This is a genomic window from Dyella sp. (genome assembly GCF_035486915.1).
Lineage (GTDB): Bacteria > Pseudomonadota > Gammaproteobacteria > Xanthomonadales > Rhodanobacteraceae > Dyella_B.
On the sequence record NZ_DATHMR010000020.1, the window covers coordinates 1 to 12,994 of the forward strand.

A 12,994-nucleotide genomic window follows, 5' to 3' on the forward strand; every position below is an offset into this window, starting at 1 on the left:
AACACGGCCTGCATGCGTTCGCGGCTTTCGCCGTCCAGCCAGCGGCCGCCATCGGCCAGTGCTCGACGCATGCGGCGCGGCGTCGCCTTGATGCTTTCGCCCGCATGCTGCGCTTCGTCGCGCAGGGTCGGCACGATGACGTTGCGATAGAAGTCGGTCATGGCCTGGAAACGGTGGGTGAGCACGGCTTTCAGCGTTTCGGCATCGGGTAGATGCACGTTAGGCCGTACATCCAGCGTCGGCGCTACACGCAACACCTTGGCCAGACCCACGGCGCGCAGCGTGCAGATGGCAGCCCAACCGATATCGAACTCCCACTTGCGCAGCGCGAATTTGGCCGAGCTGGGGAAAGCGTGATGGTTGTTGTGCAGTTCTTCACCGCCGATCCAAACGCCCCATGGAACGAGGTTGGTCGCCGTGTCGGAGCTTTCGAAGTTACGGTAGCCCCACCAGTGGCCGACACCGTTGACGAAGCCAGCGGCCCAGAACGGAATCCACGCCATCTGCACGGCCCACACCGCTGCGCCGATGACGCCGAACAGTGCGAGGTTGATGAGCAGCATCAACGTAGGACCCCAGTACGGATGTCCGCTATACAGCTTGCGCTCGATCCAGTCGTCGGGCGTGCCGCGGCCGTACTTTTCCAGATCTTCCTTCACTTCACTGGCGTCGCGATAAAGACCGACGCCATCCCAGAAGACCTTCTTCAGGCCATAGATCTGGGGGCTATGCGGATCTTCCTCGGTTTCCACCTTCGCATGGTGCTTGCGATGCACCGCCACCCATTCCTTGGTAACCATGCCCGTGGTGAGCCAGCCCCAGAAACGGAAGAAATTCGCGATAAGCGGATGCAGATCGACACCGCGATGCGTCTGGCAGCGATGCAGATAAAGCGTGACCGTGAAAATGGTGATCTGAGTCATCACCAGCAGGTAGACGACCATCGTCAACCAACCGGTATGGAGCAGACCGCCGGAGAGGAAATTCAGCACAGCATCAAACATCTGGATATACCCGGGTACGTTGAAAAGGCAGTCTAGTCGAGGGCGTCCATACCCACCAGCACGGATCGGACCATGCTAATGCTCCACCGCTTGCACTTCCGTTAAAACACCGCTTCGTGACGGCGAACGGTTGTGTAACGTATGGGGTCGCCCCGACAATCAAGCAATGAACGCGCCGAAACCCGCTTCACCTTCCATATTGCAACTTGAAGATGTCACCCGGCACCGTGCCGGACGTCCCGCCGTGAGCAACCTGAGCCTGCGGCTGGAGGCTGGGCAGGTCCTTGGGCTGCTCGGCGTGAACGGGGCGGGCAAATCCACCACATTGGCGATGATCGCAGGGGCGCTGACACCCGACAGCGGCATGCTTCGCATTCAGGGAAATGACTTCCTTGAGCGCCCCGAACTAGCCCGACAGGCGATCGGCTGGCTGCCCGAAGGTGCCCCTTTGTGGCCAGAACTGACCGTACGGGAACATCTCTTGGCGCATGGCCGGCTGCGTGGGTTGAAAGGTGTGAATCTGACTCAGGCATGTGACGCGATCATCCAGAAGCTGGAGTTGACCGATCTGCAGCGGCGGCTCGCCGGCGTACTTTCACAAGGTCAGCGCCAGCGATTGGGGCTTGCCTGTGCGCTGTTGCATCGCCCTGCCCTGCTGGTGCTCGATGAACCGGCGAATGCGCTCGATCCCGTGCAAGTTGTCGCATTGCGCAATCTGTTGCGCGAACTGGCGGCGAATGGAACCGCCGTGATTCTTTCCACGCATCAGCTGGCGGAAGTGACCGCGGTGTGCGATCGCGTTGCGATCCTGCATGAAGGCCGGTTGCGTTACGACGCGCCCTTGGATGCCGACAAGCACGACGCGCTGGAAAAAACATTCTTCGATATCGCGATGGCTAAAGCCGCATGACACTTTTCGCTGTGACGCGCCTGGAATTGCGTCGTCTTTTTGTGCGCCCGTTTGGCTGGGTGATCACCGCGCTCGCGTTGGCCGAACTCGGCTGGCGCTTTGCGCTGCTGCTGCAATTCTTTCTATTGAGTCAGGTGCAACTTGCCAGTATTCCTGATGGCCCCGGATATACCGACATTGTTCTGATACCGCTGTTGAGCAGTTTTGCGCTGCCGTTCGCGCTGATCGAATTGGCTTTACTGATCGTGCCGCTGTTGACGATGTCGAGTCTGGCGTCCGAACGCTCAGCGGGAACGCTATCGCTACTGTTCGCCAGCGGTTTGTCGGCCACACGTATTCTGATCGGCAAGTATCTGGCGGTGCTCGTTTGGCTTGCGCTGTGGTTGCTGCTTGCGCTCGCCATTCCGGTCAGCCTCGCGCACGGTGCAACGCTCGATTGGGGCAAGCTCGCCGCCGCCACGCTCGGTACGTTTCTGGCGCTAGCTGTGTTGGCTGCCATCGGCTTGGCGTGTTCTGCGTTTGCGCAGCATTCTGCCGTCGCTGCCGTCGCGGCATTGATCATCAGTCTCACTCTGTATTGCATCAACCTCGGCGCCCAACGCGCTGGCATCGACAACGGCTTTATCAATTGGGTGGCGATGAGCACGCATCAGGACAACCTGATGCACGGCGTGGTTTCCAGTGCGGACATCGCGTGGTTCGTGCTAGCTATTGCTGTGGCATTGGCGCTTGGCATACGCCGTCTGGCATCAGACCGGGAGCGCGGCTGATGAGCATGTCGTTCACCCGACGCTTGCATGGCTGGCTGTTTGCGCTGCTGGTGTTGGTCGCTGCAGGCGCGCTAGGTTTTCTTACGTCACGCCACGCCATCGTCTGCGACTGGACCTATCGCAGTCGCGCCAGCGTGCCGCCCGAAACACGCGCGATATTGGCAAAGCTGGACGGACCCGTCGATATCGTGAGTTATGCCAGTCCGCAAGGCGATCTGCGCGAAAGCGTCGCCAGGGAGCTCAAACGCTATCAGCAGGTCAAACCCGATCTGCATTTGAGCTTTGTCGACCCGCAGCAAGATCCCGCCTCCATGCGCAACCTCGGCATTACGGTGGATGGCGAATTGATTTTGCGCTACCGCGATCGCGAGCAGCGCCTCGACACGATGACGGAACTCACACTCACCGATGCGTTTGAGCGTCTTGTTCGAGGTAGCGATCGCATCGTTGCGTTTGTCACCGGCGATGGCGAACGGCGCGCCGGCGGTGATGCCAACGCCGATCTCGGTACATTCATGTCGCAGCTCGAACATAGCGGCATGCGCGCGGTACCGTTGAATTTCTCGCAAGTGACAAGCGTTCCGGACCACACCGACCTCGTGGTGCTGGCCAGTCCGCAAGCGGCGCTCTCGGCCGGCGCCAGCAAGGCACTGGGCGATTACATCGCCAACGGCGGAAACGTGTTGTGGCTCGCCGATCCGGGCAATCAGGATCCGAGCCTGCAGCCGATCGCCGATGCACTGGGTATACGCGTGCTTCCGGGTGTAGTGATCGATGCCTCCAACGCTGCACTGGGACTGAAAGATCCTCGCATGATTGCGCTGGGCGATTACCCGCCTAGCGCGATCACACGCGGCTTTACGTTGGCTACGTTGTTTCCTGAAGTGGCTCCGCTTGCGCAAACGCGCAAGAGCGAATGGAAAATCGATCCGATTCTGCGCACCAGTCCTCAAGCGACCATGCAATCGTTGGATAGTGCACCTTCGGCACCGTTGAAGGGGCCACTCGATTTTGGCTTCGCACTGAGCCGTCTCTCACCGAGCCCGGCAAAAAGCGAACAACGCGTTGTCGTCATCGGTAACGGCGATTTTCTCTCCAACAGTTTCCTCGGCAACGGGGGAAATCGCGCACTGGGCGAACGCATTTTCAACTGGCTGCTGGGTGACGATCAGTTGCTCAGCATGCCGCCACGCGGTGCGCCGGATCGCGCACTCAACGTGTCGCAAACGGAGCTGGATGTGTTGAGCATCGGCTTCATCGTCCTGCTTCCTTTGTTGCTGTTGATCATCGGGGGCGTAATTACATGGCGCCGCCGTCGCGCATGACGCGATCGACACGTCGACTGATAGGTTTTGCTTTGGCGGTGGTCGTCTTGGGCGCCGCCGCGTGGTGGCAGGTGCGCAGCGATCAACAATCAGCGCCTGGCACACTGACATCGCTCAAGCCCGATTCAATTACACGCGTGAATCTGGAAGTGGGCAAAGCCGCAACGGAGCACTACATCAAACGTGACAACCACTGGTGGCGCGTCGATCAGGCCGAACCCGAACGCGCCGACGATCTGCGCCTTGGCGAATTGATAAACATTGCTGCCGCTCCTGTGCAAAGTTGGCAACCGGCAACTACGTACGACCTGTCCAAGATCGGCCTTTCGCCGCCACAAGCCAAACTGGAGCTCGACGGCCAAACGATTTTGTTCGGCGGCATGACGGCCATCGGCCAGGGTGCCTATGCGAGCGTCGGCGATCGCGTGGGCATCGTCTCGCTGCGTTATATGCCGCGCTCTGCGCAAAGCAGCAACATCAAGGCGTTCTGACGTGCCTGAATTACCCGAAGTCGAAACCACCCGACGAGGCATCGCACCGCACCTTGTCGGTCGGCGCATCGTCAGCGTGACGCTTCGCCGCGCGGATTTACGTTGGCCGATTCCGCGCGAGATCTCCGAGCTTCTTCCCGGACAACGCATCGAAGCCATAGAGCGCCGCGCCAAATACATTTTGCTGGAGACGCAAGCAGGCAGCGCGATCCTGCACCTGGGCATGAGTGGCGTATTGCGCGTACTACCGCCGGATATCGCACCAGGTGCGCATGATCACGTTGACATACTCGTCGATGCCGCCAAGGGAAAGCCTGCACGCATCCTGCGTTTCACCGATCCACGCCGTTTCGGCTGTCTGCTTTGGCAACCGCTTGGCACCACGCATGAGCTGCTGGCAGGACTTGGCCCCGAACCACTCACCGATGCGTTCGACGGCGATCTGCTGTGGCAACGTTCGCGCGGCCGCAAGGCCGCGGTGAAACTGTTTTTGATGGACAACGCCATTGTGGTCGGCGTCGGCAATATTTATGCGAGCGAGGCGCTGTTTGCCGCCGGTATCGATCCACGCAAGCCGGCGGTATCTATCTCACGCGCGCGCTATCAACGTCTTGCCGCCGAAGTAAAACGCATCCTTGCCTGGGCCATCGAGCGTGGTGGCACCACATTGCGCGACTTTCTCAATCCCGATGGTGCGCCTGGCTACTTCTTCCGCGAATTGTTCGTCTACGGGCGCGCAGGCGAACCGTGCAAAGTCTGCGGCACACCCATTCGCCAACAGGCGATCGGACAGCGCTCGACGTTCTGGTGCCCCACTTGTCAGAAGTGAGCGAGGGTCACGCTTCCTCGGAACCGGGCCAATAAAATTCGACGCAGGTGTTGTTGAAATGCGGATCGTCGTAACCGCCGCCGAGTTCGGCAGTCAATCCGCCGAAAAGGCCGTCGACTTCGAGTGTCTGCCCGTCGACAAAATGCGCACCCAGCGCCTGCAGTTCCGCAAGCCGCTGGCAAAGCGCGCCGGCGTGATCGCCTTGTTCGACCGGCACGTTATGCAGGCTGATGTCGGGGCGACCGAATTTGCGCAGCCCGCGCGTATGAATCCAGATACGGCCGGGTTCTTCTTCCTGATCGCGCAGAATCAGCATGTGATTGCGCAACGGTGCACCGTCCTTGATGAGGTAGCGCTGACGCCATTCGTCCGCAGAGAACATCGATAGGATTTGCGGATCGACAATCGCCACGCCACCGATATCGAGCAAACCGGCCAGTACGCCAAACGTGTCACGCAGGTAGCCGGTATCGCGGCTATCCTTGAAACGTCCGCGAACCACGAGAACCTGTGGCGCTTTCGTGGCCGCTTCGAAGGCCTCCGGCGAATCGCTTTTGAACAGGTCGCCGAGTGCGCCTTTCAGTGGATAGCCTTCCCAGTCACGCAGCACGTGGTTGTGATAACTGTTTACTTCCATGCCTTCGGGCAAGCCATCGCTGCCATACGGTTCGGACGGGACGCGAATCGGCTTGAAATCGCCGAACACGTAGAAGTGCAGAATGATTTCCTCATCGTTCGGCTGCCAATGGGGGCGCTCCCACGCGGGAAAGTAAATCGGATTGCTCATGCGTTGTTCCTTGATATGCGGCGCTGATGTGGATCAGTGCTTGCCATCCAGCGGCAAACCCGGCTGTAGCAGTTCGATACGGCCGCGTCCCTGCGTAATCTTCTTGAACTCGGCGCGGCTCACCGAGACATAGCGCTCGTTGCCGCCAATCTCAACCTGCGGGCCTTCGGTAATCGCACGACCTTGTTCATCCACGCGCACCACCATCGTGGCTTTGCGGCCGGTGTGGCAAATGGTCTTGATCTCCTCAAGACTGTCGGCCCAGGCCAGCAGGTATTTGCTGCCTTCGAACAATTCGCCCCGAAAATCGGTGCGCAGACCATACGCCAGTACCGGAATGTTGAGCTGATCGACCACGTCGCCGAGCTGCCAGACTTGCGCCTTGCTTAAGAATTGCGCCTCATCGACGAACACGCAGTGCAGTGCACCATGCGCGGCGATATCCGCATTCACTAGCGCCAGCAGATCTTCCTTGCCGCCAAAACGGCGTGCCTGCGATTTCAGCCCGATACGCGAGGCGACCACGCCCTCCCCATAGCGATTGTCCAGCGCAGGCGTGAGAATCAGCGTCCGCATGCCGCGCTCGTAGTAGTTGTAAGCGCTTTGCAGCAGGTTGGTGGTCTTTCCGGCATTCATTGCCGAGTAGTAGAAGTAGAGCTTGGCCATGCGGATCCGGGCTTGCGGGATGGCGCATGGTAACGCGAGGCGCTGCCATCGGGACGTACGGAGCCTGTCTATGATCTCTGCGTGGCCCGGGCCACGCAGAGATCATAGACAGGCTCCTCAATACAAGCCTGCTCCGGTAACCGCCGGTTTGCTAGGATCGACCGCTACGCCGTAGCCACCTCATCCAACTAGCCGCCACATGCTGAACCCCCAACAATTGGCTGCCGTCGAACACGTCGAAAGCCCACTGCTGGTGCTGGCTGGCGCCGGTTCCGGCAAGACCTCCGTGATCACGCAGAAAATCGCGCACCTGGTGCAGCGGCGAAAGCTGCCGGCGTCGAAGATTGCAGCGATCACGTTCACCAACAAGGCGGCGCGCGAAATGCGCGAGCGTGTGAGCAAGCTGGTGAGCGCGGAGGATGCGCAAGCGCTGACCGTCTGCACGTTCCACGCGCTGGGTTTGAAATTCCTGCAGATCGAACACGACCGCGCCGGTCTGCGTCGCGGCTTTTCCGTGCTCGATGCGGATGACACCGAGAACATCGTCAAGGAACTGGCGCCGAAGGGTGTAAAGCCTGACGTGCTGTTCGGCTTGCGCAATCTGCTCAGCCGCGCGAAGAACAGCGGCCTGTCGCCGGAGGAAGCGCTCGCTGCAGCGCGCAGTCCGCGCGAGCTTGAGGCGGCAACGATTTACGAGATGTACCAACAACGCCTTGCCGCGTTCAACGCCGTCGACTTCGACGACCTGATCCGCCTTCCTCTACGCACTCTCGAAAACGATGAAACTTGCCGCACTGCGTGGCGCGAACGTTTGCGCTATTTGCTGGTAGACGAATACCAGGACACCAACGATGCGCAATATCGATTGCTGAAGGCGTTGTCTGGCGATCGCGGCAATTTCACCTGCGTGGGCGACGACGACCAGTCGATCTACGCATGGCGCGGCGCCAATCCCGAAAATATCGACCAGCTCGGTAAGGACTGGCCAACCTTGCGCGTGATCAAGCTGGAACAAAACTACCGTTGCGGAAAACGCATTTTGCGCGCGGCGAACCAATTGATCGCCAACAATCCGCACCTTCATACCAAGAAGCTGTGGAGCGAACACCCGGAAGGCGCGCCGATTCGCATCATCGAATGCAAGGACGGGGAGCACGAAGCCGAACGCATCGCCGGCATGGCGGCTACGCTGGCGGAAAAGCACAAAGTGCGCTGGCACGACATGGCCATTCTGTACCGCGGCAATTTCCAGGCGCGTCCGCTGGAGAAAGCGCTGCGATTGGCGCGCGTTCCCTATCACCTTACCGGCTCGATGTCGTTTCTCGATCGTGCCGAAGTGAAAGATCTGCTTTGCTATCTGCGCCTACTGACCAATCCCAGCGACGATGCCGCGTTCCTACGCGTAGTGAATGTACCCAAGCGCGAGATCGGCGCGACGACGCTGGAGAAGTTGGGCCAGATCGCACAAACACGACATTGCTCCCTGCTCGAAGCCACGCGCAGCGATAGCGTGTTGAAGCAGCTCACCCCGCGCCCCGCTGCGGCGCTCGCATCGTTCTCCGACATTCTCGATGAACTTCGCAGCGCCTCGCTTCACGAAAGCGCCGCGGATCTGGTGGAGCGCGTACTCACTCGCACCCATTACGCCGCCCACGTGGCGGGAAGCACGCCAGATCCGGCATTGCGCGAGCGACGCCTGGGCAACCTGCGCGAACTCGCCGATTGGTTCCGCGCCATGCAACGCGGTGGCAGCGGCGCGGGCGATCTGGCATCGCAACTGGCGCTGTTAAATCATGCCGACCGCGATGAACCCGGCAACGAACTTCGCATGATGACACTGCACGCCGCCAAAGGTTTGGAATTCCGTTTCGTTTTCATCGTCGGCTGCGAAGAAGGTACGCTGCCGCACGAAGGCGCGATCGACGAAGGCCGTGCAGATGAAGAGCGCCGCCTAATGTACGTAGGCATCACTCGCGCGAAAGAGTTGCTGACGCTTTCGTGGTCGTCGAAAACCAAGCGCTACGGCGAAGTGCATAGCAATCAACCAAGCCGCTTCCTGCATGAATTGCCGCAGGACGATCTGCACTGGGAAGGCAAAGACCCCGAGGCGGACAAGGAAGCCGTGCGCGAAACAGCGGAATCGCATATGGCGAAAATTGCGGCGATGCTCGCCGGCAATTGAGGTGCATCATGACTGACCATTGTTTTTCAGACGAGCAACGCGAAGGCCTGTATCGCGCCATTCGCGAACGCCGCGATGTTCGCTCGCAGTTTCTGCCCGATCCCATTGCGCCCGAGGTGCTCGCACGTTTGCTGCACGCCGCGCATCGCGCGCCGTCGGTAGGCTTCATGCAGCCGTGGGATTTTCTGGTGATCGACAGCATCGACGTCAAGCGGGCAGTCAAGGCGCTTTACGATGACGCCAACGCCGACGCCGCCGCCAACTATTCGGGCGATCGCGCCGCGCTGTATCGCCGACTGAAACTGGAAGGCATCGTCGACAGCCCCATCAATCTTTGCATCACCTGCGATCGCCAACGCGGTGGCCCGCATGTGCTGGGCCGTAACACGATGTTGGAAACCGATCTTTTCAGCACATGCCTTGCCGTGCAGAACCTTTGGCTGGCGGCACGCGTGGAAGGTATCGGCGTGGGCTGGGTGAGTATTGTCGATCAGGCGAAGCTGGCGCAGACGCTCGGCCTTCCCGAACACGTGCAACCGGTTGCCTATCTTTGTCTTGGCCACGTCAGTGAATTTCTGCCGCAGCCGGAACTTGAAATTGCCGGATGGCGTTCGCGATTGCCGCTGGAGCAATTACTCCATGCCAATACGTGGGATAACGCGGTGAAAGACGAGGCGCTGCTAGGTGCCGTGCGCAAACCGTTCGATGCAAGCTGAGCGCGCTCAGACCATTCCTTCGGTTTCAAGCTCGCTTTTCAGATACGCGTAGTAAATCGGCGCAGCGATAAGTCCCGCGATGCCGAACGCCGCTTCCATCAACAACATCGCCACCAGCAGCTCCCACGCGCGCGCGCGAATCTGCGTGCCAATGATGCGCGCGTTGAGGAAGTATTCCAGCTTGTGGATCACGATCAGAAAGCCCAGCGCTGCCACGGCAACCCAGATCGATATCGATAAACCCGCGATAGTGATGGCGGTGTTGGAAATCAGATTGCCGATGACCGGCAGCAGACCGGCGACAAACGTAAGCACGGTGAGTGTCTTGGCCAGCGGCACGTGAATGCCCATCAGCGGCAGGACACCGAGCAGGAAGATGCCGGTCGCCAGTGTATTGATCAGCGAGATCTTCACCTGCGCAAACACAACGTTGCGAAACGCTTCGGCCAGATGCTGGCAGCGCTCACCTAGCGCCGCGGCAAGCGGACCGACCTGATGCGGCGGGCGCTCACGATTCAGCGCCACCAGTGCACCGAGCACAAGACCCACCAGTATGCGCACCACCACGCGCGCGGTTTCCTTGCCTGCGGTCTGCAAACTCAACGCATGCTTGCGTGTGAGATCGAGCGCCATATCGCGCAATTCGTCCACGCTGTCGGGCAGCCAGCCGGACAGCATCGCCGGCAGTTGCTCACGCGCTTTTTCAACCATCGGCATCAGCTGCTGTTGCCACAGCAGGTCCGGATCGCCGAACTCTTTCCGGAAAAAGCCAATCGCAGCGATCACCAGCAGAATGATCGCACCCACCACGATGGTACCCAGCAGAGTCACCACGACCAGTCGCGCGCGTTCGCCGGAAATGCGCCGGCCAAGCAGCGGCGTCATCGCATGGACCACGACGTAGACCAGCAACCCGGCAAACAAGGCCGGAAGCAGATGCAGCAGGAGCACCGTTAGCAAAGCACCCGCCGCAAGGATGTAGCTGGCGATGCGGATACCACGAGCAGATGCGGAAATGGCTGGCACGTGGCTGACCTTGGCGGGGGACCCAGATGGCGGCAAGTCTGTCATAAACTTACTTCATGCTCCGCAGACTTCGTTCGTCTTTTACAGGGTGTTCCATGTCCAAGTCTCTGCCCGCGCTTACCGGCGCGTTGTTGTTGCTTTGCGGCTGCGCCAGCCAGGTGCCGCATTCATCCTCGCCCGCGGCGTCCGCGCCTGCTGCCGCAGCCAGCGCTCCAACGCCTGTCGCTGCCACGCCTGCCGATGACAACCTCAATGCGGTCGCGTGGACTCAGACGGCGGTCGAGCACGACTTGATCTATCTGGAAACCTACCGTAACGCACAGACGCAATTGCTTGGCGCGCTGAAGGACAAGCAGTGGGATGCGCTGCCCAAGGACGATCGCATCGCGCCGTACAAAGGTCTGAAACCTGCCGTCATTCTGGATATCGACGAAACCGCACTCGACAACTCGCCCTATCAGGCGCGTCTGATCCGCAACGGAGGCGAATACAACGAAGCCGACTGGGCAGCGTGGTGCAAGGAAGAACGTGCACGCGCGTTGCCGGGTGCCGTGGCGTTCACGCAGTTCGCGGCCAAGCACGGCATTGCGGTGATCTACATTTCCAACCGCTCGCAGGATCTGGACACCGCGACCATCGACAACCTGCGCAAGGTCGGTTTTCCCGTATCCGGTCCGGATGCCTTCCTCGGTCTGGGCACCATCCTGCGTGGCTGCGATCAGGTCGGCACGGAGAAGAACTGCCGCCGCCAGTTGGTGAGTCAGCACTATCGCGTGCTGATGCAGTTCGGCGATCAGCTCGGTGACTTCGTGAGCGTGCTGACCAACACCGATGCAGGCCGCGCTCAGGCGATCGCTCCGTACATGAACTGGATCGGCACTCGCTGGTTCGTCCTGCCCAATCCGACGTACGGCTCGTGGGAACCGGCGTTGTTCAACAACGAATGGGGCACTCCACGCGATCAACGCCGTCGCCAGAAGATCGACCTGTTGCGCATTGATTGATTTAAAATCAATGAGTTAATTGATTATAGCTAAAGTATTGCATGAACTTAGGCGGACCCGTATCATGGCGTCCGCCGATCCTGCTGACCTCCAATTTCTGCGGGCACGGCCATTTCCCTTCCGGCGATGCCGGCATCACCCCGCGAGGCCCAACGCCCGTGGGGTTTTTCTTTAAGATGCACCGCCAGCCTCATGCTGGCCCGGTCGTACGAGACCGCCCTCCTAAATGAGATATTCCATGCGTTTTCAGACACTTGGTCGCAGCCTGCTGCTTCTGGCGATGCTCGCTCTGGTTGCCTGCCACAACAAGGAAGAGGCCTCTGTGGCCACGCCCGGCGGCGCCACGCCTGAGGCGGCCGTGGAGCAATCTGTGACGCTGATCAAAAACGGCGATTTCGACGGCTTCTGGAAGCACGCCCTGCCCCCGGCCGATTACGCCAACATGCGCGCCGACTGGACGCACGCCAACCCCAATCAACGCCCGATCACCGACGACGACCGCGCCCGGTTCACCCAGGCCGTCCAACAGCTCACCGCACCCGACGCGGAAACCAAGCTCTACGACCAGCTCAAACCCAAGCTCGCCCAGATGGATGCCCAGTATCACGACCAGCTGCCGGTCATGATCGGTATCGGCCAGGCGATCATCAGCACCGGCATCGCGCAGAACAAGACGATGACCGAACCGCAGAAACAGCAGGCGCGCGACGTGCTCAACGTGCTGCTTCCGTGGGCGCAGCAGACGCCGTGGTTCGATCAGGACAAGGCCAAGCAGGCTGTGGGCGTGGCTGTCGTCACCACGCGACAGCTCGATCTGAAGAGTGCGGACCAACTGCAGAACATGGATTTCGACACCGCGATGAAGAAGTACTCCGTCGCGTACGGCGGCATCAAACAACTTCTGACGATTTATGGGCTCTCTGTCGACGACACGCTCAATTCCGTGAAAGTCACCACCGTCAGTCAGGACAACAATCAGGCGCATGTGAAGATCGATTACACGCTGCTTGGCAAACCGCTCAGCAGCGACTCGCAACTGGTGCAGGTCGACGGTCGTTGGTACAGCCAGGATCTGATCAACAGCGAACACGCCCAGCATGAGCAAATCCTGCATCCGGCACCGGCGGCAAGCAGCAGCGCTCCGGCACCCGCCGGCACAGCGCCCGCACCTGCCAGTAGCGTGAAGATGGCCAGCGCTGCGCCTGCTAAACCGTGAGATAAGGCGGTAGCCGCTACACTATGCAGATGCTGAAGAGCCTGTCTTCATATTCCAAGTACCTCGCG

Annotated in this window: 13 protein-coding genes; 9 read left to right on the forward strand and 4 right to left on the reverse strand. The window is 60.1% G+C overall.

What is annotated here, in order from left to right; genetic code table 11:
• A partial coding sequence (locus VK725_RS02130; protein WP_325316408.1) for a DesA family fatty acid desaturase occupies positions 1-1,004 on the reverse strand: 1,004 nt, incomplete at its 3' end.
• 166 nt (positions 1,005-1,170) lie between these two features.
• Here VK725_RS02130 and VK725_RS02135 point away from each other — a divergent pair.
• From VK725_RS02135 to mutM, 5 genes are read left to right on the forward strand one after another with little or no spacing between them, the layout of a single operon-like run.
• Entirely contained in the window at positions 1,171-1,914 is a 744-nt protein-coding gene (locus VK725_RS02135) for an ABC transporter ATP-binding protein (protein ID WP_325316409.1), read from the forward strand.
• Positions 1,911-2,684, forward strand: a complete 774-nt coding sequence (locus VK725_RS02140; protein ID WP_325316410.1) for an ABC transporter permease — start codon at positions 1,911-1,913, stop codon at positions 2,682-2,684. The genes VK725_RS02135 and VK725_RS02140 overlap by 4 nt, the downstream gene beginning before the upstream one ends.
• Positions 2,684-4,009, forward strand: a complete 1,326-nt coding sequence (locus VK725_RS02145; protein WP_325316411.1) for a GldG family protein — start codon at positions 2,684-2,686, stop codon at positions 4,007-4,009. The genes VK725_RS02140 and VK725_RS02145 overlap by 1 nt, the downstream gene beginning before the upstream one ends.
• Positions 4,006-4,500: a hypothetical protein gene (locus tag VK725_RS02150; RefSeq protein ID WP_325316412.1), complete on the forward strand. Its 495-nt coding sequence runs from the start codon at positions 4,006-4,008 to the stop codon at positions 4,498-4,500. Before VK725_RS02145 ends, VK725_RS02150 begins: the two co-directional genes overlap by 4 nt.
• Position 4,501: 1 nt before the next feature.
• Positions 4,502-5,329, forward strand: coding sequence for a bifunctional DNA-formamidopyrimidine glycosylase/DNA-(apurinic or apyrimidinic site) lyase (gene mutM, locus VK725_RS02155; protein ID WP_325316413.1), 828 nt, complete (start codon positions 4,502-4,504; stop codon positions 5,327-5,329).
• Between the two features lie 7 nt (positions 5,330-5,336).
• Here mutM and VK725_RS02160 read toward each other — a convergent pair whose 3' ends face one another.
• The gene (locus tag VK725_RS02160; RefSeq protein WP_325316414.1) at positions 5,337-6,116 is read right to left on the reverse strand and encodes a hypothetical protein; all 780 of its coding nucleotides are present in this window, start codon (positions 6,114-6,116) and stop codon (positions 5,337-5,339) included.
• A gap of 33 nt (positions 6,117-6,149) precedes the next feature.
• A complete protein-coding gene (locus tag VK725_RS02165) occupies positions 6,150-6,782 on the reverse strand; it encodes a thymidine kinase (RefSeq protein ID WP_325316415.1) in 633 nt (210 codons plus the stop codon).
• Positions 6,783-6,981: 199 nt separating this feature from the next.
• Between VK725_RS02165 and VK725_RS02170 the strand changes: the two genes are divergently transcribed.
• Positions 6,982-8,964 carry a UvrD-helicase domain-containing protein gene (locus VK725_RS02170; RefSeq protein WP_325316416.1) on the forward strand — a complete coding sequence of 661 codons (1,983 nt, stop codon included), beginning with the start codon at positions 6,982-6,984 and terminating at the stop codon, positions 8,962-8,964.
• Positions 8,965-8,972: 8 nt separating this feature from the next.
• Positions 8,973-9,680, forward strand: a complete 708-nt coding sequence (gene bluB, locus VK725_RS02175) for a 5,6-dimethylbenzimidazole synthase (protein ID WP_325316417.1) — start codon at positions 8,973-8,975, stop codon at positions 9,678-9,680.
• A gap of 6 nt (positions 9,681-9,686) precedes the next feature.
• Here the strand turns inward: bluB and VK725_RS02180 are convergent, their stop codons facing one another.
• Positions 9,687-10,751 (reverse strand): AI-2E family transporter, encoded by a 1,065-nt coding sequence (locus tag VK725_RS02180; RefSeq protein WP_325316418.1) that lies wholly within the window; start codon positions 10,749-10,751, stop codon positions 9,687-9,689.
• Between the two features lie 50 nt (positions 10,752-10,801).
• Between VK725_RS02180 and VK725_RS02185 the strand changes: the two genes are divergently transcribed.
• Complete coding sequence (locus VK725_RS02185; protein WP_325316419.1) at positions 10,802-11,710, forward strand: 5'-nucleotidase, lipoprotein e(P4) family; 909 nt, start codon at positions 10,802-10,804, stop codon at positions 11,708-11,710.
• Positions 11,711-11,948: 238 nt separating this feature from the next.
• Entirely contained in the window at positions 11,949-12,926 is a 978-nt protein-coding gene (locus tag VK725_RS02190) for a hypothetical protein (protein WP_325316420.1), read from the forward strand.
• Positions 12,927-12,994 lie beyond the last annotated feature (68 nt).

Coding starts and splice junctions, on each gene's coding strand:
- VK725_RS02135 (WP_325316409.1), top strand. CDS start 1,171: ATGAACGCGCCGAAACCCGCTTCACCTTCCATATTGCAACTTGAAGAT.
- VK725_RS02140 (WP_325316410.1), top strand. CDS start 1,911: ATGACACTTTTCGCTGTGACGCGCCTGGAATTGCGTCGTCTTTTTGTG.
- VK725_RS02145 (WP_325316411.1), top strand. CDS start 2,684: ATGAGCATGTCGTTCACCCGACGCTTGCATGGCTGGCTGTTTGCGCTG.
- VK725_RS02150 (WP_325316412.1), top strand. CDS start 4,006: ATGACGCGATCGACACGTCGACTGATAGGTTTTGCTTTGGCGGTGGTC.
- VK725_RS02160 (WP_325316414.1), bottom strand. CDS start 6,116: ATGAGCAATCCGATTTACTTTCCCGCGTGGGAGCGCCCCCATTGGCAG.
- VK725_RS02165 (WP_325316415.1), bottom strand. CDS start 6,782: ATGGCCAAGCTCTACTTCTACTACTCGGCAATGAATGCCGGAAAGACC.
- VK725_RS02170 (WP_325316416.1), top strand. CDS start 6,982: ATGCTGAACCCCCAACAATTGGCTGCCGTCGAACACGTCGAAAGCCCA.
- bluB (WP_325316417.1), top strand. CDS start 8,973: ATGACTGACCATTGTTTTTCAGACGAGCAACGCGAAGGCCTGTATCGC.
- VK725_RS02180 (WP_325316418.1), bottom strand. CDS start 10,751: ATGACAGACTTGCCGCCATCTGGGTCCCCCGCCAAGGTCAGCCACGTG.
- VK725_RS02185 (WP_325316419.1), top strand. CDS start 10,802: ATGTCCAAGTCTCTGCCCGCGCTTACCGGCGCGTTGTTGTTGCTTTGC.
- VK725_RS02190 (WP_325316420.1), top strand. CDS start 11,949: ATGCGTTTTCAGACACTTGGTCGCAGCCTGCTGCTTCTGGCGATGCTC.